The 24,652-nt window shown below is 41.2% G+C and carries 19 protein-coding genes; 16 read left to right on the top strand and 3 right to left on the bottom strand.

What is annotated here, in order from left to right; translation table 11 throughout:
* Nucleotides 1-241: 241 nt before the first annotated feature.
* The 11 genes from QI031_RS26720 (at nucleotide 242) to QI031_RS26670 (ending at nucleotide 16,036) form a co-directional block, all read left to right on the top strand.
* A complete protein-coding gene (locus QI031_RS26720) occupies nucleotides 242-6,250 on the top strand; it encodes an AAA family ATPase (protein ID WP_281482601.1) in 6,009 nt (2,002 codons plus the stop codon).
* Between the two features lie 311 nt (nucleotides 6,251-6,561).
* Nucleotides 6,562-7,296 (top strand): DUF3598 family protein, encoded by a 735-nt coding sequence (locus tag QI031_RS26715; RefSeq protein ID WP_281482600.1) that lies wholly within the window; start codon nucleotides 6,562-6,564, stop codon nucleotides 7,294-7,296.
* 126 nt (nucleotides 7,297-7,422) lie between these two features.
* Entirely contained in the window at nucleotides 7,423-8,061 is a 639-nt protein-coding gene (locus QI031_RS26710; RefSeq protein ID WP_281482599.1) for a response regulator, read from the top strand.
* A gap of 14 nt (nucleotides 8,062-8,075) precedes the next feature.
* On the top strand, nucleotides 8,076-8,738 hold the full coding sequence (locus QI031_RS26705) for a type II restriction-modification system restriction endonuclease (protein ID WP_281482598.1): 663 nt from the start codon (nucleotides 8,076-8,078) through the stop codon (nucleotides 8,736-8,738).
* Nucleotides 8,735-10,201: a class I SAM-dependent methyltransferase gene (locus tag QI031_RS26700; RefSeq protein WP_281482597.1), complete on the top strand. Its 1,467-nt coding sequence runs from the start codon at nucleotides 8,735-8,737 to the stop codon at nucleotides 10,199-10,201. Before QI031_RS26705 ends, QI031_RS26700 begins: the two co-directional genes overlap by 4 nt.
* 699 nt (nucleotides 10,202-10,900) lie before the next feature.
* Nucleotides 10,901-12,457 (top strand): GMC family oxidoreductase, encoded by a 1,557-nt coding sequence (locus QI031_RS26695; RefSeq protein ID WP_281482596.1) that lies wholly within the window; start codon nucleotides 10,901-10,903, stop codon nucleotides 12,455-12,457.
* A 146-nt stretch (nucleotides 12,458-12,603) separates the two neighbouring features.
* The gene (locus QI031_RS26690) at nucleotides 12,604-13,011 is read left to right on the top strand and encodes a hypothetical protein (RefSeq protein ID WP_281482595.1); all 408 of its coding nucleotides are present in this window, start codon (nucleotides 12,604-12,606) and stop codon (nucleotides 13,009-13,011) included.
* A 94-nt stretch (nucleotides 13,012-13,105) separates the two neighbouring features.
* Nucleotides 13,106-14,122, top strand: coding sequence for a catalase family protein (locus tag QI031_RS26685; protein ID WP_281482594.1), 1,017 nt, complete (start codon nucleotides 13,106-13,108; stop codon nucleotides 14,120-14,122).
* A gap of 24 nt (nucleotides 14,123-14,146) precedes the next feature.
* Entirely contained in the window at nucleotides 14,147-14,554 is a 408-nt protein-coding gene (locus QI031_RS26680; protein ID WP_281482593.1) for a hypothetical protein, read from the top strand.
* A 71-nt stretch (nucleotides 14,555-14,625) separates the two neighbouring features.
* Nucleotides 14,626-15,444, top strand: a complete 819-nt coding sequence (locus tag QI031_RS26675; protein WP_281482592.1) for an MIP/aquaporin family protein — start codon at nucleotides 14,626-14,628, stop codon at nucleotides 15,442-15,444.
* Between the two features lie 58 nt (nucleotides 15,445-15,502).
* Complete coding sequence (locus QI031_RS26670; RefSeq protein ID WP_281482591.1) at nucleotides 15,503-16,036, top strand: hypothetical protein; 534 nt, start codon at nucleotides 15,503-15,505, stop codon at nucleotides 16,034-16,036.
* 534 nt (nucleotides 16,037-16,570) lie between these two features.
* Here QI031_RS26670 and QI031_RS26665 read toward each other — a convergent pair.
* Nucleotides 16,571-17,911 carry a transposase gene (locus tag QI031_RS26665; RefSeq protein WP_281481729.1) on the bottom strand — a complete coding sequence of 447 codons (1,341 nt, stop codon included), beginning with the start codon at nucleotides 17,909-17,911 and terminating at the stop codon, nucleotides 16,571-16,573.
* 92 nt (nucleotides 17,912-18,003) lie between these two features.
* Here QI031_RS26665 and QI031_RS26660 point away from each other — a divergent pair, with 92 nt between their 5' ends.
* A complete protein-coding gene (locus QI031_RS26660; protein WP_281486130.1) occupies nucleotides 18,004-18,207 on the top strand; it encodes a methyltransferase domain-containing protein in 204 nt (67 codons plus the stop codon).
* Between the two features lie 93 nt (nucleotides 18,208-18,300).
* Here the strand turns inward: QI031_RS26660 and QI031_RS26655 are convergent, their stop codons facing one another.
* A complete protein-coding gene (locus QI031_RS26655) occupies nucleotides 18,301-18,810 on the bottom strand; it encodes a thiol-disulfide oxidoreductase DCC family protein (protein WP_281482590.1) in 510 nt (169 codons plus the stop codon).
* A gap of 68 nt (nucleotides 18,811-18,878) precedes the next feature.
* A complete protein-coding gene (locus QI031_RS26650) occupies nucleotides 18,879-19,673 on the bottom strand; it encodes an aminoglycoside adenylyltransferase domain-containing protein (protein WP_281482589.1) in 795 nt (264 codons plus the stop codon).
* 297 nt (nucleotides 19,674-19,970) lie between these two features.
* Here QI031_RS26650 and QI031_RS26645 point away from each other — a divergent pair, with 297 nt between their 5' ends.
* The 4 genes from QI031_RS26645 (at nucleotide 19,971) to QI031_RS26630 (ending at nucleotide 24,587) form a co-directional block, all read left to right on the top strand.
* A complete protein-coding gene (locus QI031_RS26645; protein WP_281482588.1) occupies nucleotides 19,971-21,014 on the top strand; it encodes a BMP family protein in 1,044 nt (347 codons plus the stop codon).
* Between the two features lie 188 nt (nucleotides 21,015-21,202).
* Nucleotides 21,203-22,690: an ABC transporter ATP-binding protein gene (locus tag QI031_RS26640; RefSeq protein WP_281482587.1), complete on the top strand. Its 1,488-nt coding sequence runs from the start codon at nucleotides 21,203-21,205 to the stop codon at nucleotides 22,688-22,690.
* Between the two features lie 160 nt (nucleotides 22,691-22,850).
* On the top strand, nucleotides 22,851-23,477 hold the full coding sequence (locus QI031_RS26635; RefSeq protein WP_281482586.1) for a Uma2 family endonuclease: 627 nt from the start codon (nucleotides 22,851-22,853) through the stop codon (nucleotides 23,475-23,477).
* Between the two features lie 48 nt (nucleotides 23,478-23,525).
* Nucleotides 23,526-24,587, top strand: a complete 1,062-nt coding sequence (locus QI031_RS26630; RefSeq protein WP_425526047.1) for an ABC transporter permease — start codon at nucleotides 23,526-23,528, stop codon at nucleotides 24,585-24,587.
* Nucleotides 24,588-24,652 lie beyond the last annotated feature (65 nt).

Raw genomic sequence — 24,652 nt, 5'->3', positions numbered from 1 at the left:
TGACCAGTTTTTAGCATTGTTATCGTTAGCATAAAAAAGGCATATAGAGAAACAGGCAGAAATTGAAAAAAATAAAATGAGGAAAAATGTTCATCGCAACTATGACTAATACTTACACTGGACTTGACTGTGCTTATATTCTTGATAAATTTGAGTTGCATTAGATGGATAAACCAAATTACAAACAGTAAAAAGTTATAATTGCTGTTGCGGCTCATGATACTCATCTGGAGCGAGTTCTATGATTGCCCTACCTGAAGTTGCCATCCAAAGCAAAATTTATAAGAGTTCGACATCTTTAGTATATCGCGGTATCAGTTTGCAAGATAAGCGATCGCTCATCGTTAAGATGCTCAAACAAGATTATCCTTCTACTCAAGAACTGATCCGCTACAGGCAAGAATATGAAATTACTCGCTCTTTGAACGTGAAAGGAGTAATTAAAGCATACAGCCAGCAGGAATATCAACGCACCCTGGTAATTCTCTTAGAAGATTTTGGTGGAGAGTCGCTGGAACAATGGATGCACAAGCGTCCAGAGGCTTTCTACCCTATGCCTTTATCCACTTTCCTCCAGCTTGCCATCGAGATTACAGACATTTTGGGCAGAATCCATGCAGCGAATGTCATTCATCAGGATATCAACCCTGGCAATATTGTCCTCAATCCCGATACTGGTGTTGTCAAAATCATTGACTTTGGAATTGCTACCCGTTTTAATCGTACGAATCCGACTTTCAAAAGTCACTATGCTTTAAAAGGAACCCTCCCCTACCTGTCTCCAGAGCAAACCGGGAGAATGAATCGGTTGCTCGATTACCGCACGGATTTCTATTCGCTGGGTGTCACCTTCTACGAACTGCTAACCGGACAGCTACCATTTCCCACAACTGACATCCTGGAACTAGTCCATTGTCATATTGCTAAAATGCCTGTGGCATTAGGGAATAGGGAACAGGAAACGGGGAACAGGGAAAAAATACCGCAAGTGATTTCGGATATTGTGATGAAACTGATGGCGAAAAATGCCGAGGATCGCTATCAAAGTGCTTGGGGAATTAAGGCGGATTTAGAAATTTGTGCCGAAAAATTAACAGCAATCGGTAGAATTGATAGCATTGAATTGGGTTTGCAAGACGTTCGGGATCGGTTTCAAATTCCGCAAAAACTGTATGGAAGAAACAAAGAAGTTGCAATGTTGATAGCTGCTTTTGAGCGCGTTGCTACTTCAGAAAATATTTCTGCACGGGAACAAAATAGTAACTCAAAATTCCCAGTAGAAATGATGTTGGTATCTGGCTATCCGGGAATTGGGAAATCAGTATTAGTGCAGGAAATTTATAAACCAATTACCCAAAAATGCGGTTATTTTATCTGGGGTAAATTCGATCAATTTCAGCGCGATATTCCCTATAGTGCGATCGCCGATGCTCTGCAAAAACTAGTACGGCAACTCCTGGGCGAGTCAGAGGAGCAAATACAACAGTGGCGATCGCATCTGCTCGCAGCTTTGGGAAGCAATGGCCAAATTATCATTGATGTTATTCCAGAAGTTGAGTTAATTATTGGCAAACAGCCGCCTGTACCGGAAGTTGGTGCAACAGAAGCTCAGAATCGCTTTAATCGTGTCTTTCAATCGTTTGTGCGGGTGTTTAGTTCTCAGGAACATCCCTTAGTGATTTTTCTCGATGATTTGCAGTGGATAGACTCAGCAACGCTGAAGTTAATCGAATTGATGCTGCTAGACGAGCAAACCCAAGCTCTATTTTTAATCGGAGCCTATCGAGATAATGAAGTACATTCAACGCATCTACTAACATTAACACTAGAGAAACTGCGAAAACAAGGAGCAGTTATTCAAGAAATTACCTTGACACCTTTAACGCTAGAACCGTTAAGTCAATTGATTGCCGAGACGCTACATCACAATCCTGATAATGTTCGTTATTTAACTGAATTAGTGCTGCGTAAAACTGAGGGCAATCCTTTTTTTGTCAATGAATTTTTGAGAATGTTATATAGTGAAAATTTGTTGACTTTTGATGCTGAAAACTTAAGTTGGCAGTGGAGTATTCCTAAAATTCAATCTCAAAATATCACAGAGAATGTTGTAGAATTGATGCTGGTTAAATTAAAGAAACTGCCAGATACTACACAACAAATTCTGAAGTTAGCAGCTTGTGTAGGGGCTGAATTTAATTTAGATACATTAGCAATTGTTTGTGAAAAATCACCTCAATTAGTTTTTAGGGATTTATTCGCAGCTATACAAGATGGATTAATTCAACCTCTGTCTGAATTAGATGAAAACTTGTTAGTTCAGGAATATAAATTTTTGCACGATCGCGTCCAGCAAGCCGCCTACGCTTTAATCGATGAGGCACATAAACAAGTTGTGCATTTACAAATCGGTCGCAGTCTGCTAGAAAAAACCTCAATCGAGCAATTATCAGAGCGACTGTTTGAAATTGTCGATCATCTCAATCATGGCATTGAGCTGGTTACAGAGGAATCCGAACGTCATGAAATTGCCAGATTAAATTTAGTTGCAGGTCAGAAAGCAAAAACAGCGATCGCCTATAATGTCGCCAAAAAATATTTAGCCACAGGCAGAGCATGGCTAGCTGCTACAAGCTGGCAAACAAACTATCACCTGACGTTAGAAATATGTTCAGCTACGACAGAAATCGCCTATTTGTGTGGTGAGTTTGAGCAGGTAGAGTCTTGGGTAGCCATCGCTTTGCAATCAGCAAAAACAGTTCTCGACACCGTAAAAGTTTACGAAGTCAAGATTCAAACCTATATCGCACAAAACCAGCCGTTGAAAGCAATCGATACAGCATTGCAAGTTTTGCAGCAACTAGGGATTAGTTTTCCCGAACAGCCAAGTCAGTCAGATATTCGCCATGAACTAGATGCGATCGCATTCCTCTTAAGAGATAAACAAATTCAGGACTTGAGCAGTTTGCCCCAAATGACCGAGCCACAAAAGTTGGCGGCGATGCGAATCCTATCCAGTATCACCGTTGCTGCTTATATTGCGGCTCCCGATTTAATGCCTCTGCTGGCATCTAAACAGGTCAATTTGTCGATCCAATATGGTAATGCGTTTACCTCCCCCGTTGCCTATGCCTTGTGTGGATTAATTCTTTGTGACATGGTCAAAAACATAGAGTTTGGCTATCAGTTTGGACAGCTGGCTCTCAAACAGTTGTCACAGCCAAATACTTATTCACTCAAAGCTAGGACGTTGATGTTTGTAAATATCTTCATCATCCATAGAAAAGAACATATTAGAGAAATATTGCCGCCATTACTAGCAGCCTATGAAAGCGGAATAGAAACTGGAGATATAGAGTTTGCTGCTTATTGCGCTCACACTTATTGCCTCCAATCCTTTGTCGTTGGAAAGGAACTTGTTGAGGTTGAACGCGAGATGAAGTTATTCAGTCAAACAATCCGTCAATTCAAACAGAAAGCAGCACTCAACTGGGCTGAAATACTTCAGCAGTCTATTTTAAATTTGCTCGGAGGCTCGGTCAATCCAACCCGTCTGGTTGGCAAACTATACAATGAAGAGAATAGACCGACACAACATGAAAAAGATGGATTTGCAATCTTTTTGGTGTATTTCAATAAACTTATCCTCTGCTATTTATTTGCTGAGTACGATCAGGCAGTTGAGAACTCAACTTTAGCGTCAAGTTATTTGCTCCAAGTAAGAGCGACACCCTCTGTTCCTTTGTACTACCTTTATGACTCGCTGACAAGACTAGCAATATATCCAGAAAGCAACGTTCAAATACAGTCAGAAATCCTCACAAAAGTTGCCCTTAATCAAGAGAAAGTTAAACACTGGGCAGATTATGCGCCAATGAATTATTTGCATAAATATTATTTGGTAGAAGCAGAGACAGCAAGAGTTTTGGGTCAGTTGTTTGAGACAGAAGAATTATACGAACAAGCAATTCAAACAGCCAAGCAAAATGAATATATCCAAGAAGAAGCTTTAGCTTATGAATTGGCTGCAAAACATTATTTGGTACGAGGTCGAGAAAAAATTGCCCAAACCTACATCAAAGAAGCTCATTACTGTTACGAACGTTGGGGAGCAACTGCCAAAGTCAGAGATTTAGAAACCCGATATCCGCAGTTTTTTTCTCAGTCATTAAACACGACTTCTCAAACAATTCCTAAAGTTTCCAAAACTACCTCTAACAGTTCGCCCATTGCTTTTGATTTAGCGGCAGTACTCAAAGCCTCACAAGCAATTTCGAGTGAAATTGAATTAGAACCATTGCTCAATTCTTTGATGAAAATTTTAATTGAAAATGCTGGCGCACAAACTGGATTTTTGATTTTGGAAAATTTAGGAGAATGGGCAATTGAAGCTGCTTGCGAACTCAATGATAGCGAACATATCTGTGCTACGCGAGTGCTGCAATCGATTCCAATAGCAAATCGCTTACCTGAATCAATTATTAATTATGTACTGCGGACTCATGAATCTGTGATTTTAAATGATGCCACTCGTGAAGGTAATTTTATCAACGAGCCATATATTCAACAGAATCAAACTCAATCAATCTTATGTTTGCCACTACTAAATAAAAGTAAACTAGTCGGCGTATTGTATTTAGAAAATAAATTGGCAACTGGAGCATTTACACCAGAGCGATTCTCCGAAGGAGACGCTACGCGATCGCAAGTTTTACATTTATTATCCACCCAAGCCGCGATCGCCATTGAAAATGCCAAACTCTACTCCAAGTTACGCGCTAATGAAAGTCAGATGAGCCAGTTTTTAGAAGCGGTTCCCGTAGGAATTGGAGTTGTAGATATACTAGGTCGCCCTTACTACGCCAATCAACAGGCAATTGAGCTATTAGGCAAAGGGATTGTACCTGGTGCAACAGCAGAGCAACTTGCAGAAGTTTATCAACTTTATCTAGCAAGAACAGACCAACCATATCCCATTGAAAACCTACCAGTGATGCGGGCGTTAAAAGGCGATCGCACCAGAATTGACGATTTAGAAATTCGCCAAGACAATGCAACTATTCCCGTTGAAGGTTGGGGAACTCCCGTTTTTGACGAACAGGGTAAAGTGGTTTATGCGATCGCTGCTTTTCAAGATATCACCGAGCGCAAACAAGCAGAGCAACTGTTAGCCGACTACAACCGCACCTTAGAGCAACAAGTAGCCCAACGAACGGCAGCTTTACAAACAAGCGAAGCCGCACTGCGCCATCGAGAACAGGAATTAAGACTAATTACCGATGCTTTACCAGTATGTATCTTTTATACAGATGCTAATCAATGCTATCGGTTTGTCAACCAGACCTGTGAGGATTGGTTTGGGCGTAGTCGAGATGAAATTGTTGGCAAACATAAACGTGAAATTTTGGGTGAAGCAGCTTATCAAGTTGTTGAGCCTTATGTCAAGCAAGCACTAGAGGGACAGATTACAACCTATGAGACAGAACTTAATTATTCATCGGGCAAAAAACATATCAGTGCTACCTATATCCCCGATGTCGATGCCAATGGTCAAGTGAGAGGATACTATGGTTTGATTGCAGACATTAGCGAACAGCGCAACGCTGCACTCCGCGAACGCCAACGCGCCGAAGAAGCATCAATTTTGCAAGAACGCAACCGTATGGCTAGAGAAATACACGATACTCTAGCCCAAGCTTTTACTAGTATCATCGTTCACTTAGATGCTGCCTCCCAACGCCTTACCCTCGACCCAGATGCCGCCCAGTCACACCTAAAAACGGGGCGCACTTTGGCGCGTTCCGGGCTAGCCGATGCCCGTCGCTCGGTAGAAGCACTCCGCCCGCAGATATTAGAAGAAGGGGATTTACATAGCGCCCTTGATCGCCTTGCAGATGAAATGTTTTCTCTCACCTCAGTCCAGGTCGTTTGTCAAGCGATCGGCGAACCTTATGCTTTAGCCAAAGAGGTAGAAACTAATTTATTTCGCATCGGGCAAGAAGCATTAACCAACGCCTTTAAGTATGCTAATGGCAGCGAAATTTGCATTGAATTACGCTATGAATCATCGCAATTCATCTTGCAAATCAAAGATAATGGTCAAGGCTTTGAAAGCCAAAGTTTATCCGTAGGTCGCGGCTTCGGATTACTGGGAATGACCGAACGCGCCCAACGCATTGGAGCAGAATTAACAATTGTCAGCCATCTGGGACAAGGGACAGAAATCACAGTGAAGGTACAAATAATTTAGGGACTTCCAAATGCAATTTTTAATTGGACTTTGGACAAAAAATAGTTGTTCGCGTAAAAGTAGCGGCAGAACCTTTTAATAGACCTCTTGCAAAAGTCGTTACTTGCGCTCTTTTCTTTGCGCCTTTGCAACGGCAGTCGCTTCAAGTCGGGGAACCCGCCCAACGCGCTGCCTCGCCTTTGCGTGAGACAAAAAGATATTTATGCAAGAAGTCTAATGTAAATCAAGACAAGTGGTGCGGTTGTCCAAAAACATCCAAAAAAAGTAAGAATAGGTGAGGTGATTCTGAGTTTGATGGGATAAGTCAGTTTATGAACTTACAACTGCAAAATTGGAGCCAATTCTGTCGATATTATTCACAAGACTTGTATGGAACTTGGACTAGATATTACATAAAGGAACAATTTAGAGAATCTTTGCAATGTATTAGAAGTTTTCGTGCCAACGATGATTGTAGTGAAATTTCTCATCAAAATCATTATATTTATGCCGATGGCACTAAAGAGTCTAAGACTTTTGGCCCCTACTTAAAACCAATAACGAATGGATTATTTTTAGATACTTGCTTTTCCTGGGGGTCTAAAAGAGTAGAACCAGGCATCCCCTTTTTTTTCGATACATGTTTAAGAGATGAAGATAGGCGTGCGACTGCGATTGCCAGATACAATGAAAGCGGCTCTTTACAGCGCATTACAGTTCTGGTAGAAAACTTAAACAGCTTTGCTGAAAGTTCTCCTGTTTCCGAGATGAATAACTCAAACGGTAACTGGCAAGGAACACTTATAAAAATGACACCTGATTGGACAGTATACCCAGAAACTACAACTTCATGGATTCAACTTCATGAACTATCGGAGAATAACCTTATTTTAAACTTGAACGACGGGGTGAGTGTCAGTTTTCCGCAATCTGTAGAAAGTGGAAGGATGTTTTTTTTGACAATGGATTGGCTAAGTAATGATACTTTATTACAACGTGCTATTCGCCATTACGACCCATCGGATTTTACAAGTTTAACCCTCGAAATATTTACTCCGCCCCAATAATTTTAAGGCAGGGGGAAGAGAAAGCCGTTTTCAAGGAGCGAAATTATTTTCTGGAGTTCCCTTAGTTCTTCCTTTGCGTGAGATAAAAAAACAAAGGACAGAAATCACAGTGAGGGTACAAACCCGATGACGCACCCTTCTAACTCCTCTGCAATCAGCATTTTAATCGCTGACGACCATCCATTTATGCGAGAAGGTCTAGCAGCCGTACTCGACTATCAACCGGATATGACTGTGATAGGGCAAGCCTGCAACGGCTACGAAGCAGTAGAATTTTTCCGCCAACATCAACCCGATGTCACATTAATGGATTTGCGGATGCCGGAACTCAGTGGTGTAGATGCGATCGCTACTATTTGCGCTGAGTTTGCCGAGGCTCGAATCGTTGTCCTGACAACCTACGACAGCGACGAAGACATCTATCGCGGACTGCGGGCAGGTGCAAAAGGCTATGTATTAAAGGATGCAGAACCAGATGAACTACTGACAGCAATTCGGGCAGTTCACAATGGTCAGCAGTACATTCCTCCCGCCGTGGGTGCAAAACTAGCAGAAAGATTGCGGAGTCCAGAACTAAGCGATCGCGAATTGGAAGTATTGCGCTTGATGGCAACGGGCAAGAGTAACTTAGAGATTAGCACTGTTTTGGCGATCGCTGAGGGTACGGTGAAATTCCATGTGAAAAATATTTTGAGTAAATTGGGAGTAGGCGATCGCACTCAAGCAATGATTGTTGCCCTCAAGCGCGGTATTATTACACTTTAATAATTCAACCGCCTATGCCAATCTTGACGTTAGAAACCCTATGCTCTGAAGCAGCAATCTTTTCAGCAGCCGAGTCTCAGCATCCAGAACCAATTCTTTACGGTGTTACAGATGGTAAAGCTGTTGGAACATATTTAGAGCAGAAGTTTAGACTTTATCTCAAAGGAAAATATGAGTTTTTGGAAGGCAATTCAGCCAGTGGAATCGATTTTCCCGGTTTGCTTGTTGACGTAAAAGTAACCAGCATTAGACAACCTCAGTCGTCATGTCCTTTTAAATCTGCACGACAAAAGATTTTTGGTCTTGGATATTCGTTAATTATTTTTGTTTACGACAAGGCAGACAACAGCACAAGCCGAACAGCAACTTTAAGTATTTTACACACGATTTTTGTGGCTGCTGAAAGAACAGCAGATTTTCAGATGACTCGCGGAATTCGTAATATTTTGGACAATGAAGGAAATAAAGATGATTTGATTGCATTTATGCTGGATCGAAACTTGCCTGTTGATGAAATTGAAGCAGCAAACATTACGGATGAAATACTTGCGAATCCTCCAATTCAAGGATTTTTAACGATTTCCAATGCTTTGCAATGGCGGCTACAATATGGAAGAGTCATTGAGCGTGCTGGGCAAGAAGCAGGTGTAGTTGCTGTTTATAGAGCAAACTTATGATTCAGGTTACTCCAAAGCTGAAAACAGAGTATGGAGACTTTCAGACTCCATTAGAGTTAGCTGAAAAAATTTGCCATAAATTACTAGAACTTGGTGTAAGTCCTGATATGATTGTTGAGCCAACTTGTGGTATTGGTAACTTTATTCAAGCTGCTGCATATTCGTTTCCATCGGCAAGCAAAATCATTGGATTGGAAATCAATCAAGACTACATACAAGAGATTGTCAATAATCATCAGCTTTTAAATGATGAGAGAATCCAAGTTCAGCAAGGAAATTTTTTTGAGTTTGATTGGTCATCATTGAGGGATGAGTTTAGTGGAAAAATCTTGGTACTAGGAAACTTTCCTTGGGTGACTAACTCTCAACAAGGTGTAATTAGTGGTAATAACTTGCCCCAAAAAACTAATTTTCAGAATCACAAAGGTTTAGATGCAGTTACAGGCAAGAGCAATTTTGATATTTCTGAGTGGATGTTGATTCATTCAATTCAATGTCTGCAAAAGCATGAAGCTTATCTGGCGATGTTATGCAAAACTTCTGTTGCTAGAAAAATATTAAATTACCTTTATTCACAAAGTTTAAATCTTGCTTACTGTGCAACTTACAAAATAGATGCAAAAAAATATTTTAATGCAACTGTTGATGCTTGTCTTCTGTTTTGTAAATTTGACTCGACTTCGCAAAACTACTTTTGTAATGTCTTCGATAGTCTTAATTCTGATACTTATTATCGAATAGGTTATCGTAATAATACTCAGATTCGAGATGTGATGTCTTTCGATAGACTGCAAGATTTACATAATCCGAAGATGGGATTAAAATGGCGCTCTGGGATTAAGCATGATTGTTCTAGTGTAATGGAACTTTGTAAAGTTAACGATACCTTTATCAACGGACTAGGAGAAGTTGTTGATATTGAGGAGACTTATCTGTTTCCTTTAGTTAAAGGTTCTGATATCGCTAATAATCGCACAAAAAGCGTTAAGCGATATGTTTTAGTCACGCAAAGTTATATTGGCGAGAAAACTGAGGAAATCAGAGACTTAGCTCCTAGAACTTGGAAATATTTAGAGACTCATTCAAAATATTTAGATAATAGAAAAAGCAAAATTTATCAAAACAGTTTCCGCTTTTCTATATTTGGAGTTGGTTCGTACACATTCGCTCCCTGGAAGATTGCAATTTGTGGACTTTATAAAAAACTAGATTTTCGGTTGGTTGGTAAAATGGATGATAAAGTTATTGTCTTTGATGATACTGTCTACTTTCTAAGTTTTGATGACGAACGCATTGCTAGCCAAACATTTGCACTTTTGACTTCTGCACCAGCAATAGAGTTCTATTCTTCTCTAATTTTTTGGGATGAAAAGCGTCCAATTAAGTCTAGTATCTTGAACAGCTTAAATTTGTCTGCTTTAGCAAAAAGATTATCCATAAAATTGCAATATTTTGTAAAATAAAAATTATTACAAATCATTGACTGTGCTTTTCTATAATTGTCTAAAATACCTGCTCTTAAGGATAGGTTATTTCTAGCCCTAAGAGTAAGTTAACCCCTATCCCTATTGCTAGTAGAAAAACTTATCACAGGGGATGTGACAAAGTGAGAGCAATTTCTATATTCTCAGAATCAAGAAACGATATTCAATTTCTTACACCAAATTGGCAGAGAAAGTATTGTTTTGAATTTGTGAAACAACTTTGTAATTAAGTCTTTTAATCCAAAATCTCAAATCTAAAATCCAAAATTTGTACTGCTGTTCTTTCCAGCATTTTTCATCGTTAAGATACTTCCACAGACCGCATAACCAAGATAAGTCAGACAAGCGATCGCGACAGGCTTTAAAGCTTTAACTCACTTTGACTTGCATTTTTATTGCATCGCCTTACATCTTTGTTGTATTGCCTTGCATTTTTACTGCATCGCTTTACATTTTTATTGCATCGCCTTGCATTTTTACTGCATCGCTTTACATTTTTATTGCATCGCTTTACATCTTTATTGTATTGCCTTGCACCTTTATTGCATCGAAGCGCAAAAAATAACTTTCTCTGTCTTACATAACAACTTTAAAAGACTTGTGTGTACAAGGTAGTTAAAACAGTACTCATTGAACTCACGTTAATCCAATACAGACAACGAAGAAGGAGAAACTATCATGACTCAGTATGATTACATTGTAATTGGTGCGGGTTCAGCAGGCTGCGTAGTTGCTAACCGTTTGACTGAAGACCCTGACACAACTGTATTATTGCTCGAAGCAGGCAATCCAGATACAAAACCAGAAATTCAAATTCCGTTGGACTGCACAACCCTACCTGGAACTGAGGTGGACTGGGGATACTTTTCTGAACCTGAACCGTATCTGGGCGATCGCCAAATTTTTTGTCCTCGTGGCAAAGTTTTGGGAGGCAGCAGTTCGATTAATTTCTTAGTGTATATCCGGGGCAATGCTCACGATTACGATCGCTGGCAGGAACTAGGAAATCCTGGTTGGTCGTACCAGGATGTATTGCCTTACTTTAAAAAATCCGAACACCAGCAACGCGGATTTGACGCATATCATGGCGTAGATGGAGAGTTGAGCATTACTGATATCATCTCCCCTGCTCCCATCTCTCAACGATTTGTTGATGCAGCCGTGGCATTAGGGTACGATTACAATCCTGATTTCAACGGCATCAAGCAAGAAGGAGTAGGGCCGATTCAGCTAACGGTCAAAGACGGCAAACGGCACAGTACGGCTGCGGCATTTCTCGTGCCGATTTTAACTCGTCCGAATTTAACGGTGCAAACAAGTGTGTTAGTGACGCGGTTGTTGTTTGAAAGCACTCGCGCCGTTGGGGTGGAATATTTGCATGAGGGAATGCTGCATCAGGTCAGAGTTAATCAAGAAGTGATTGTCAGTGCGGGTTCCTTTGACTCGCCCAAGCTGCTCATGCTTTCTGGCATTGGCGATAAAGCACAATTACAGGCAATGGGAATTTCTGTGGTGGCTCATTTACCCGGTGTGGGTCAAAACCTGCAAGATCACATTCTCATCCCTGTTCCCTACGAAGCAACTTGTGATTTACATACGGCAAAGACCAGCAATGGCTGTGCTGAAATTGGATTGTTTGTACATAGCAAGAACAATCACGAGGCTGCACCAGATTTAGAATTAATCTTTGGCCCAATTATGTGGGCACCTCCTGGCTATCCTAACTCTGGTTTGGGTTTCACGGGTCTGATTGCTTTAGTTCATCCTGAAAACATTGGCAGTGTCAGTTTACGCTCTTGCGATCCCAAAGACACACCGATGATTCGCCTAAACTATCTGCAAAGTCAATCCGATGTGCAGAAGTTTATCGAAGGGATTAAGTTAATGCGCCAATTGTTCCACACCAGTGCTTTTGATGAATTTCGCGGTCGAGAAGTAGCTCCAGGCGCTGATGTCACTGACGATGTAGCTTTGGAAGCATACATCCGGGCAAATTGCGGCACGGTATTTCATCCCATCGGCACTTGTAAAATGGGTACTGACCTAATGGCAGTTGTAGACCCCCAACTGCGGGTTTATGGAGTTGAAGGGTTGCGGGTTGTCGATGCTTCGATCATGCCAACTCTCAATACAGGACATACAAACGCGCCAGCCATTATGATCGGCGAAAAAGCAGCAGATTTAATTAAAGCAGGTAAAGTTGCAAAGCCAGCACAGAAAGTACTTACCAACTAACTCATAACAATTCGCAATCAAGCTTGTGGACTGGCTAACGCAATTACTTTTTGTAATGGGGATTTTACCCCGATACAAAATGTGCTGCACCTAATTGTAGGGAACTCAAACCCTAAATTTTGTTAATAATTTGAGGTAGAAGCAAGATGAAAATTGCTCAGTATGGAACAGCGATCGCGGTTGTTCATGCGATCGCCAACGGACTGCATGGTTTAGCACATATAGAAATTCCAGTTGCCCTTTCTGGGCTTCAAAGTTCGTTTGTGGCGATTGTAATTTTTCTTGCTCCCATCATTGCCGCCGTTTTACTTTGGACGCAGTTTTACCGCCTCGGTAGCTGGCTGTTGCTGAGTTCAATAGCTGGATCGCTGCTTTTTGGCATCTACAATCATTTCCTTGTAATTAGTCCCGATCATGTTTCTCAAGTTGCCTTTACAGGTTGGGGAATGCTATTCCAAATTACAGCCATTGTGATAGTAATTGCCGATGTATTGGGCTGTTGGGTTAGTGCGTGGGCATTGAAAACAATCCAGCAACCAGAGAAAGTCTTTTGATACTCCTTAGCTTTAAAAGGGAACAGGGAACGGGGAACAGGAAACAGGCAAATCCCCATAATTCATTAATCTTGCATTATAAAGAAAAAAAACCATGAGTATATCTTATTTATCCACTACTGCTCAAGAAGCGGCTACTGATACCATCCTGGATATAGATCTCAAAGTTCAAGCCGAGAAAAGTCCAGATTTGCGAAAAGACCATCCTAAAAGTCACGGCTTGGTTTGGGGAGAGTTCAAAGTTGAAGATAATATTCCCGAATCTTTGCGAGTCGGTGTTTTTGCCCAACCCAAAACCTACCCAATTTGGATGAGACTATCCAACGCTTCCCCAGCACAAAAGCGCGGTCAACTCGCCTCAGACCTCGATCCCGATGTTCGCGCGCTTGCTATTAAACTTTTACAGGTAGAAGGTGAAAAAGTTCTCGATGATGAGCAAGAAACTCAAGACTTTTTGCTGATTAATCATCCGGTGTTCTTTGTGCGCGATGCCCAAGGGTTTGCTAACTTGACGAAAGCAAGCGTCGGTCAGGCGAATGAAGAAGAACTGCGATCGCTACAACCCACGTTTGAAGTCCTCAAAGCAATCACGAGCAAACAAGTTGCAAATCCACTGCTAATTCAATATTGGAGTACAACTCCCTATCAACTTGGCTCTCAATCCATCAAGTTTTCTGTCAAACCTGATCAGCAAGATATTCCTAGTTCGCCCCCGACTTCTGAGACTTACCTGCGCGAAGCAGTTGTGGAATACCTCACAGAAAAAGGTAAAGATGCAACCTTTGACTTTTTAGTGCAGCTATATGTTAACGATGAAAAAACTCCAATTGAAGATCCGATGCAGGAGTGGAAAGAGGAAGACTCACCGTTTATCAAGCTTGCAACCATCAAAATTCCCGCTCAGAAATTTGACTTCGAGGAGCGAAAGCGACTGGATGAAGGTCTATCGTTCATGGCTTGGCATACCCTCCCAGAACACGCACCATTAGGTAGTGTCAATTTAGCTCGTAAAAAAGTTTATCAGGAAATAGTCAAGGCTCGACGGAAATATGCCCAACACCGCATTCAAGAACCGCAAGCTTACAGTTCAATTTTGGACGAGCCTCAGTAATTATTTCTAATCAGGAGATAACCCATGAAAATTGCTCAATATGGAACTGCGATCGTGGTGATGCACGAGATCGCAAATGCATTGCATGGTTTAGCCCATATTAAAATTCCAGTCCCTCTATCCCCGCTTCAAAGTTCGTTTGTCGTAGTTGTGATTTTTATCGCTCCCATCATTGCCACCGTTTTACTCTGGACATGGTTCTACCGCCTTGGTATCTGGCTGTTGCTAAGTGCAATGATCGGTTCTATCTTTTTCTCAATCTATATTCATTTGATAGCTATTGGTCCTGCTCATATTCCTCAAGTTTCTGCGGAAGGTTGGGGTTTACTCTTTTATGTAACAGCTATTCTCATCATATTTATAGATGGATGGGGATGTTGGATTAGCGGATGGGCATTAAAAACAATCCAGCAACCAGAGGAGGTTTTATGAGTTTGTGATCAATTGCTCTTTTAGTTAATCGATCGGCGTTAACGCAAGCTCTTTGACAAAATTTACCAGCTATGCATAATAGCGATCGCCATCAGTGGCATTGGCGCGAATACTTTGCAGAATTTTTGGGAGCCGCTTTCAATATTTTCATCGGTTTGAGTGCAATTGTCTTGAACTTTGGGCATGGTTTGCCAATAGAACAGCTTGTACCTGATTCCAGCATTCGGCGGCTGATTACGGGACTAATTTTTGCTGGAAGTGGAGCGATTGTAGCTGTTTCGCCGATTGGCAAACTGAGTGGCTCTCACATCAATCCTTCTGTATCACTCGCATTTTGGATACACGGCAAAATGCACCTGAGAGATTTTGTTGGCTTTGTAATTGGACAATTTCTCGGAGCGATCGCTGCTGTGTTATTGCTTGTGACTTTATGGGGAGATTATGCCAAAAGTGTTAGTAACGGCATGACGCTGCCCGGATGGAATTACCCACTGTGGATTGTATTTTTATCAGAAGTCACGATTACATTTCTCTTGGTGTTGACAATTTTTATCTTTGTCAGTCATCATCGGCTGATGCGTTGGACACCTTTGGTAGTTTGGCTGTTAATTGCGGGGATGGTGTGGCAAGAAGCTCCAATTTCGGGAACCAGTCTCAATCCAGCGCGGAGTTTCGCTCCAGCACTGGTGAGTGGAAATTGGCATCATCAATGGATTTATGCAATTGCTCCGCCAATGGGTGCGGCGATCGCCGTGGGGATGTTTCGGCTGATCGCGCTAGGCGAACGGGATGTTCTGACAGGGAAGCTTTATCATGCTTTTGATTACCCCAGTATTTTCAAAAATATCAAACTACCACATTTCCAGCATCAGCCCCAATCGCACAAATGAGCGTAGATGAGATATTTGTTGATACTGCTCTTTATGTATATGCTTAAAACAGAAAAGTATGATTATTGGATCAATGCTACTCGCGATCGCGATTACAGCCTGTAATTCCTCTACCACATCACAACAACCTCCCGCAAATACCCCAGCGATTGCAAATCCGTTGGTCACATCCAGTCCGACCTCACCACCAGTCTTTCTTACACAAAACGCTACTGGTGACAAGCCACTTCAGCAGCAAGCAGTCCAAGTTATCCGTGACTATTACACTGCTATCAATCGTCAAGACTATAAACAAGCCTACTCGGCTTGGGAGGGAAGTGGTACTGCTAGTAAGCAGTCATTTGAGCAGTTTAAGCAGGGTTTTGCCGACACCGCATCCGTTGCTGTAGAGGTTGAAAAACCGGGTCAATTAGAGGGAGCAGCAGGCTCATTATACATTAAGATTCCGGTCACTGTTACTGCTATCACCACTAATGGAACTTTGCAGCGATTTCACGGTAGCTATGTGCTGCGGCGAGTCAACAATGTTCCTGGCTCTACTAAACAGCAACGTCAATGGCATCTTCACTCGGCGAATATTACTAAAAATTAGTCTGCTACAAAACCCTATGTTTCTGGCTACCTGACACATCTATACCAAACCCTTGATATAAACTAAACCATGTTCAAACGATCCGCTAAATTCTCTGTTGTACTAATCATGATTACGGCGTTAGTACTGGTATGCTTGCAGTTTTTTGAGTCAAAATCTGTTCTATCTCAAATGTTAGATATACACTCTTTTAAGCACTCAACAATTGTTGCAACTGCCCCCCTTCCCCCCAGTCTTGTAACTGCCGTATTAGGAGGCAAACCAGTTTATGTTCTGTACGTGACTCGATCTGAAGATACTGTTTTGGTGCGTTGTTATCCCGGCTATGAACCAACAATAAAGATTCGAGCTATGGGCAGTAAAACCAATGCTAACACGCAGAAAGAAGGGGTCATGACCTGTCGTCCTTCTGCATAGAAGTTGTGCTGTACGAGCAATTGCGGTTTGACTTATCGAGTAGCGATCGCCGACCAGAATAAAAGCTAATGTTTTGCTCTGGGCTTATAAAACTACCTGATCAATACCTCTGCCAAATTACGAGGGTTCAACGCCCGTAGAAACGGGATGAATGCGTCCTAAAGAAGTAAGCTTGGCAAAAATCTGGTTTAATAAAATAGGCTCAGGGATTTCTGGAAGCATTTTTAAAATTTCATGGATATATCGAAAGCCACGATAATGAGCCTTAAGGTCAATAATGCCGGAGCCGGGATTAATGAGGCGAAAATCAGCGAGAAGATGATGAGATAAATTAACCATAAAAAATGCGAAATTAGCAGCGTTAGTTACCGCAGTTTGCCTCAGATTCATAAAATCTTCCAACCCCCAAAACTGCTTTGCATCACGGAAGTTAAACTCGATTTGAAAGCGGAGTTTGTAATAATCAATTATTTTTTCAAATGATAATTCCAGGTCACTGGAGAATAGAACTACATGGCTACGAACATTAGTCTTAAGATTGGTTTTGACTAAAATCACTACATTTAGAGCTTGGGCAAATTCTTTGTGAAGGAGAGTGGCTTGATAAATATCACTTTGAATCTCATCCTCAATGCTACTTTTAGATAAATATTTGTCAGGTATATTACTATAGTCTAGTTTGTCACCGTATTTACGACGAGAGCGTTTATGATAGTCAGGATTTTCATAAGGGATATATAATGCTGAATCGTGGCGCAACTTGGAAATTATGTGCAAGTTCACTTGTCGTGCCATCTGTAAAGCGTTGTTGTTACCAAAATGACCATCTACTACCAAGTATGTTAGGGGAATAAAATTAGCTACTAACTTGAATAGTGAATTAATCATCTTTTTAATTAGCAATAGTTCAGATGTGAATATCACTTCGGTTTTATTTTTGTTTTTACTCCCTTTTGGTCGTCCACGTCCACGTTTTTCTTTGGTTTTTATTTTTTCGCTTGACAACTGAATATTTGTTTTAGTATTACTCTTGATTACTTGTTCTATTTGAATCGGAAATGACTGTCTTTGCTCAACACTTACTAACGACAAGACAAAGAAAGATAGCCCTGATATAGGTTTGTTTACTAGGCTAGAGAAGAATCTATCCAACCCATAAGTCTGTTTACCCGACTTGCTGACTACAACTTCATCTCCGGCAAGCAAATATACTTCATCCTTTCGCCATAAATGTTTACGAAAAAACAGCCAAAACAATGTTGCCCAAGGTATTACTGTATGAAAAAATCTCAACATTGTCCGATAACTACCACCAATGTCTGTCCAACGAGAAATTCCCAACATGGTGGCTCGGCCGCTCATTGCTAACATGGCCATGATGATCTGGTTCATTCGGCGCATCGTCGTAGCGTTGATCTGCGGTAGCAGGCATTGTAACAGTGATAGGATGTCCAACATGGGCGAATTGTAGCTTTTGAGTTGTCGTTTGGGAAGACAACAACTCTACTACAAAGCGCCCTCTCTCTTCATACTCTTTTTTTGGCGAAGGTATTGCTGATGAAACAGTTTTAGAACTGGCTGCTGGGTTAGGAAACAGCGTGATCGCTCTGGCAAAACGTTATAATATCCAGGCTGTTGGTATTGAAAAAGACCCCAATCTAGTTGCCAAAGCAAGAGCCAAGGCGCGATCTGCTGGCTTAAGCGATCGGGTTAAGTTTATTGAAAAAACTATCATCAACTATCACAAACTCTGATTGCTATGTTGAGCGATGACATATAAGCATCCTTTAAAACCCTTGTACAGACTGAGTTATAAATTTACGGACAAGTTTATTGTGAAACTGGGTTTAGTCATCTCCATCTATTAAGCGACAACGGTTTTGGGTCTGGCAAGCTTGTCGAGAAGAACGCTCCTGTACAATAGTCGCTAAATCTGGTCGTCGGGTGAGGAAAAGTCGCCAATCTGCCCAAACCCTATATAGGAAGTCGGCAATAGCACCAATAACTGGTAAGGAAGTTGCAGCATAGACCCAACCCATCCCCAGAATTTCATAAATGCGACGGAAAACCTCAACATTTTTAACTAGCGTTCCGTCTGGCAACACAGCATGAATACGCCCCATTGCAGTTTCATAGTCAACATTGCCATGCGCTTGGGGATTGTAGTCATCAGCTGCAATATCTACAAACGCCACCAGCCCGCGACCCGCGTCCCGGTTCTTCAAAAAGTTAACCTCACGCAGACACAAGGGACATTGACCGTCATACAGCAGTTTGATTTTCCAAGACGGCAGAGTGGATAAAGGCTGGTCTAGAGAGTTGTCACAAGCATAGGATGGGATTTGTGGTGAGGACATTTTGGGGTCTTAACTAAATTTATTTCCTTATATAAAGCGTAACGCCTCCAGAACGGGGGTGAGATATTTCACGGCGCTTGCTTGTTACATACATTAATTACGTATCGCAAAAAACGTACTGCCTCAATAGCCCGATTCACTCTACTACGGTAGCAGGAGCCGTGCCGATTTGAGCGGAGGTTAATTGCTTCAGTAATCAGCCGATGCCATTGTGTTGGAAGATGCACCAATGCATATCGACCAGCCTCGGTTTTTGAGGTGATATCATGCTCCCTCAACGTGTAAAACAGTCTGAGAATGCCAAGCACAGCCCACTGAATACCACTATCCGTTACTAAATATGCTATTTTGTTTGGCTGACGTGTCCAACTCACCCAATAGCTGTTGAGATTTTCCTGAATATTTGTCCGCAGCAGATTCCCATCGACTGTAAATGCAAGGGTCTGTGGTGAAAGTCCCATAATGGAAATACCTCGATGCTTCAACACCCACCAAGTGACAAGGTTCACATCATGATAACCAGCAGAACGCAGAACGCCGTCATGGTAATAGGGATAGGGGACAATTTCTTGTTGCTCCCGCCCTAAGTCTTCCCATTGTAAATAGCTTCCTTCTAGTTTCCATTCGGGGTAAAGCATTTCTACCTGCTGATGAACCGCTTTGAGTTTTTCTACTTCTTGTGCTGTAGCTCGTCGCGCGAGAATGGTAATAAAATCAATATCACTAAAGTGTCGATTGAATGCATCAAGTGCAATAGAACCGTGAATATAACAAGCATCTATCAGATTAGGGAGTTCGGTTTTTAGTGACAATAAATAATCAGCTAACACTGGACGAACACATTCTGGTACGCGAATATCCATACTTGAGTGCGGAAATTTTTGTTCCCCTTCAATGGTAGCTTTATAGCTTTTTTTTAGTGCTATTTGTTACAAGCCTATACTGCACAAATGAAGTGATTAAGACTTCAAAATAACACAAGCGCTAAAAAACGGTAACAAATAACACTCCAATTATCCCTGCGCTGTCAAGATAACTTATTTGAGAAGATAGATTTTTGTGCCTTGATTGAGAAATTCAAGAGAAATTATTTCCAAAAAACCACCTACGACTTTAGAGTGTTGAAATAACTAAAATAACTATCTATTTGAAGGTAAGGTATGACAACAAACTTTAGTCGGCGTGAATTTATCTTGTTTGGTTCAGCCGCGTTTACTACTAGCTTAGTGGTGCAAGCTTGCAGTAATCAGCCGACGACACCAACGGGTGGTACTGAAGGGTTTAAAATAGCGATCGCTCTGCCTGGTACAATTACCGATAAAGGCTGGAATCAATCTGGTTATGAAGGAATCAATCTAGCAAAACAAAAGCTAGGTGCAGAAACCGCCTATGTAGAAAAAGTAGCACAAGCAGATCAAACAGAAGTATTAACAGATTTTGCTCGTAAAGGCTACAATCTCATCTTCGCGCATGGCGGACAATTTGATGCTGCAATTGAACAAGTCGCCTCACAATTCCCCAACACATTTTTTGTGGGAGTAAATGGTAATCTCAAAGCTGAGAATATTGCTTCTTTACGAATAGATCACCTACAAGCTAGTTATTTATGTGGCATAATCGGTGCTTCTATGACTAAATCTAATAAATTAGCTTATATTGCTGGAGAGAAGTTTCCTGCTACCGAGGGAGAACTGCGGGGATTTGAATTAGGGGCAAAGTCTGTTAAACCAAATATCCAAATTACTTCTACTTTTACGGGTGATTGGAATGATGTTGCCAAAGCTAAGGAAGCAACTCTAGCGTTAATTTCTTCTGGTGCTGATGTCATCTATCAATGGTTAGATAATGCTTCAGCCGCAGTCTTACAAACAGCAGCCGAAAAAGGAGTATATGCTTTTGGTAACACTAAGGATCAATTAGATGTTGCACCAAAAGCTATTTTAACTAGCGCAGTGAAACGCTTAGATTTAGCTATAGTTTACATAGCAGAACTAGTCAAACAAAAACAAATCAAAGGACAAATATATACAATTGGTTTAGAAAGACCAGATATATTATTTTTAGGTAAATTTGGGGCAATTGTGCCGGAAGTGGTTAAGCAAAAGGCATTGAATGCAAAGCAAGAGATTGTTAATAAAAAAATCGTTTTTGAAGACTGCAAAGAGGCTGGTAAGGATACGCGTTGCGTGAAGAAAACAACATAGTACCGCAGGGCAGAAGTCAAAAAGCTTATAGGGCAAGTTTTTTGGCGATTTTTAAAACAGGTGGTTTGTTTACGCTGTACTGTACTGTAATAGGTTTAGCAGACTATACTAAAAAACTTTTGTGGTGAAGACTTTAGCCGACATTTTAAAGACTAAAGTTTTCACTACGAGCTATCAGTTTTGCAAACATGAACTATTTACGCTTAAACAATATTACTAAACGCTTTGGGTCTTTTATTGCTAACGACAATATCAATCTCTCTGTTGCATCTGGAACTATCCATGCAATATTAGGGGAAAATGGTGCAGGTAAGAGTACTTTAATGAATATTATTAGTGGACTTTATCAACCCGATGCTGGTGAAATTTATCTCCAAGAGCAACCAATGAAAATTACCTCACCAAATAAGGCAATGAAATTAGGCATTGGGATGATTCACCAACACTTCATGCTTGTGCCAAACTTGACTGTTACAGAAAATATCATCTTAGGAACGCAGAAAACTTGGTGGCTAAATTTACAAGATAAACAGCAAGAAATCGCCGCATTATCCCAAGTTTATGGATTAGAAATTGACCCCACTGCCAAAGTTGAAAGTTTGTCTGTTGGGACACAACAACGGGTAGAAATTCTCAAAGTTCTCTATCGTCGAGCAAAGTTGTTGATTCTTGATGAACCTACAGCAGTTTTGACACCGCCAGAAGTAGAATCATTAATTGTTATCTTGCGTCAATTGGCAGCCGCAGGAAATGCAATCATTTTTATTAGTCATAAATTAGAAGAGGTAATGAATCTTTGTGATTCAGTCACAGTTTTGCGCCAGGGAAAGGTAGTAACAACAACATCAACTTCATCGGCGACACCTCAGCAATTAGCAACATTGATGGTAGGACGGCAAGTAGCTTTACAGTTAAATAAAAATGTTACATTACCAGGAGAAATCATCCTGTCGGTGCAAAATTTACAAGTTACTAATCAAAGAAATATTCCTGCTGTAAATAATGTATCTTTTGAACTACGGGCGGGAGAAATTTTAGGAATTGCTGGTGTCGATGGCAATGGACAGCGAGAATTAGCTGATGCGTTGGCAAAGCCCGTCGCAGACATCGCTCTTTTGCAGACTATTAAGCAGGGTAAAATTGAGTTTACGCACAGAAATTCTTTAGTAGGCTATATTCCAGAAGATAGGCAAACAATGGGATTGGTGTTGCAATTTAGCATCGCTCAAAATTTGATTTTAAAAGCTTTTAAATATCTACCATTTTGTCGCCGTTTTTTGTTACAACAAGAAGCGATCGCTAATCATGCCCAAGTTGCAATGCAAGAGTTTGATATTCGGGCGAATGGGATTGATGTCAAGGTAAGTCAGCTTTCGGGAGGAAATCAACAAAAAGTAGTTTTAGCGCGAGAACTAGCGCAAGCACCAGCTTTAATTATTGCTATGCAACCCACCAGGGGGTTAGATGTCGGGGCGACAGTAGCCGTCCAGTCTCGAATCTTAACAGAACGCGATCGCGGAGCCGGAATTTTGTATATTTCTACTGAATTAGAAGAAGTGATGGCCATGAGCGATCGCATTGCCGTAATCTACAGAGGTGAGTTTGTGGCTATTTTGGATGCAGCCACGGCGAAGGTGGAAGATATTGGTTTGTTGATGGCTGGGGGAATTAATTAACCTCAGTTCGGATTAAGGACTTAATCTTAATTGCTAAGACAAGATAATAAGGTTTTCTGGCTTTCCAAACTAACGCCAGAATCAAGGTTTCAGCTTATTCCAAACTCAGGTTATATTAGCAACAACACTAAAAACAGAAAAAATTCATAAAGGTGACTCTATGACTCAAGCTTTACCTAAAACCAAGCTAGTAACCTTTGAAGAATTTGTACAGTGGAAACCTGACGGGGGGCGATATGAACTGCATGATGGAGTAATTGTAGAAATGACACAACTATTGGGCGATCATGAAGAGATCACAGGATTTTTAGCTACAAAAATTCCAATCGAATATGATCGGCTTAAACTTCCTTACTTCATACCAAAAACAGCACTCGTAAAACCACCTGAAAATGAATCCGGTTATTCTCCAGATGTATTAATAATCAATCGCTCCAATCTGGTAAATGAACCTTTGTGGAAAAAAGAATCTACTGTTACTCAGTCCGCATCAATTCCTTTGGTGATTGAGGTAGTTAGTACCAATTGGCGTACTGACTATTATACTAAGCGTGGTGTGTATGAAGAAGTTGGTATTCTAGAGTATTGGATTGTAGATTACCTAGCTCTGGCAGGCAAATCGTTCATTGGCAATTCCAAAGAGCCTACAATATCGATTTATTCACTAGTTGAGGGCGAATACCAAGTCAGACAGTTCCGTGGGAGCGATCGCATTATCTCACCTACTTTCCCGGAATTGAATTTAACCGCCGAGCAGATTTTTCAAGCTGGAAACACCACCACATAAATTCCTAGTTATGCCTCAGTGCAAGCGTTCTATTGGGTTAGGCTCGTGCTGACACTAATTAATCGGATTCATCCTAGATTGCTACCCCTACTATCACCGCTAATTGCGATTGTTTCTGCCCTCATTGTTGGTGCTATCCTCATGCTAATGGCTGGGGCAAATCCCATCACCGCATACAGCATTTTATTTCAAGAATCTCTCTCTACCTACTTTGGATTTGGTAACACCCTCACCAAAATGACACCGCTATTGTTCGCTAGTTTAGGCGTGTTAGTGGCGTTGCGGGCTGGGCAATTTAATATCGGTGGAGAAGGACAAATTTATCTAGGTGCATTGGGAAGTACTTTAATTGGGTTATATGTGCAAGGATTACCTGCGGTGATTCATATCCCCTTAGCACTTTTGGCAGGATTTTTTTTTGGTGCAGTTTGGGGTTGGATTCCTGGTTATCTCAAAGCCATGCGCGGAGTGAATGAGGTAATTACTACATTGTTGCTCAACTATATCGCTGTGAATTTAGTTAGCTACCTTGTACAAAATCCATTAATGGCAACAGATGCGCCTAGTCCTTATTCGCCATTAATTGCTAAAACAGCCCGTTTGCCGATAATATTACCCCAAAGCCTTGCCCATGCTGGGATTTTATTCGGTTTAATTACCGCAGGCATTTTATGGGTATTATTAGTGCGATCGCCTCTAGGTTATCAAATTACGGCAGTGGGATTTAACCCGATTGCCGCCCGTTATGCCCACATATCTGTTGAACGTACCATCATGCTGGTTATGGCTTGTTCAGGTGGTTTAGCTGGGTTAGCTGGGAGTTGTGAGGTGATGGGGTTGAAATATCGGCTATTTGAACAAGTTTCCCCCGGTTATGGATTTGATGCTATTGCGATCGCTTTTTTAAGTCGTGGTAGTGTTATCGGTGTAGTCTTGACTTCTTTGTTTTTTGCAGCGCTTCGCAGTGGTGCGAATGTGATGCAGCGTAGCGCAGGTGTGCCGATAACTGTAGTTTACGCAATTCAAGGGTTTATGGTGTTATTTATTGCTATTAGTCTTGCAGTCGAAAGAGAGATAAGAGTAAAAACGCAAAGGAACGCGAAGGTTTAACCCAGAGGAACACAAAGAAAACTCTGCGAAACTTTGCACTTTCTGCTGCGAACCTCTGCATTAAA

This window comes from Halotia branconii CENA392, assembly GCF_029953635.1.
In the GTDB taxonomy this organism is placed as follows: Bacteria; Cyanobacteriota; Cyanobacteriia; order Cyanobacteriales; family Nostocaceae; genus Halotia; species Halotia branconii.
Note: the sequence above shows the minus strand (reverse complement) of the source record. Positions and strands in the feature narration are given on the sequence as shown.

What these genes read in the sequence shown, in the direction of transcription:
- QI031_RS26720 (WP_281482601.1), top strand. Translation starts at nt 242, where the DNA reads ATGATTGCCCTACCTGAAGTTGCCATCCAAAGCAAAATTTATAAGAGT.
- QI031_RS26715 (WP_281482600.1), top strand. Translation starts at nt 6,562, where the DNA reads ATGAACTTACAACTGCAAAATTGGAGCCAATTCTGTCGATATTATTCA.
- QI031_RS26710 (WP_281482599.1), top strand. Translation starts at nt 7,423, where the DNA reads ATGACGCACCCTTCTAACTCCTCTGCAATCAGCATTTTAATCGCTGAC.
- QI031_RS26705 (WP_281482598.1), top strand. Translation starts at nt 8,076, where the DNA reads ATGCCAATCTTGACGTTAGAAACCCTATGCTCTGAAGCAGCAATCTTT.
- QI031_RS26700 (WP_281482597.1), top strand. Translation starts at nt 8,735, where the DNA reads ATGATTCAGGTTACTCCAAAGCTGAAAACAGAGTATGGAGACTTTCAG.
- QI031_RS26695 (WP_281482596.1), top strand. Translation starts at nt 10,901, where the DNA reads ATGACTCAGTATGATTACATTGTAATTGGTGCGGGTTCAGCAGGCTGC.
- QI031_RS26690 (WP_281482595.1), top strand. Translation starts at nt 12,604, where the DNA reads ATGAAAATTGCTCAGTATGGAACAGCGATCGCGGTTGTTCATGCGATC.
- QI031_RS26685 (WP_281482594.1), top strand. Translation starts at nt 13,106, where the DNA reads ATGAGTATATCTTATTTATCCACTACTGCTCAAGAAGCGGCTACTGAT.
- QI031_RS26680 (WP_281482593.1), top strand. Translation starts at nt 14,147, where the DNA reads ATGAAAATTGCTCAATATGGAACTGCGATCGTGGTGATGCACGAGATC.
- QI031_RS26675 (WP_281482592.1), top strand. Translation starts at nt 14,626, where the DNA reads ATGCATAATAGCGATCGCCATCAGTGGCATTGGCGCGAATACTTTGCA.
- QI031_RS26670 (WP_281482591.1), top strand. Translation starts at nt 15,503, where the DNA reads ATGATTATTGGATCAATGCTACTCGCGATCGCGATTACAGCCTGTAAT.
- QI031_RS26665 (WP_281481729.1), bottom strand. Translation starts at nt 17,911, where the DNA reads ATGTTGGACATCCTATCACTGTTACAATGCCTGCTACCGCAGATCAAC.
- QI031_RS26655 (WP_281482590.1), bottom strand. Translation starts at nt 18,810, where the DNA reads ATGTCCTCACCACAAATCCCATCCTATGCTTGTGACAACTCTCTAGAC.
- QI031_RS26650 (WP_281482589.1), bottom strand. Translation starts at nt 19,673, where the DNA reads ATGGATATTCGCGTACCAGAATGTGTTCGTCCAGTGTTAGCTGATTAT.
- QI031_RS26645 (WP_281482588.1), top strand. Translation starts at nt 19,971, where the DNA reads ATGACAACAAACTTTAGTCGGCGTGAATTTATCTTGTTTGGTTCAGCC.
- QI031_RS26640 (WP_281482587.1), top strand. Translation starts at nt 21,203, where the DNA reads ATGAACTATTTACGCTTAAACAATATTACTAAACGCTTTGGGTCTTTT.
- QI031_RS26635 (WP_281482586.1), top strand. Translation starts at nt 22,851, where the DNA reads ATGACTCAAGCTTTACCTAAAACCAAGCTAGTAACCTTTGAAGAATTT.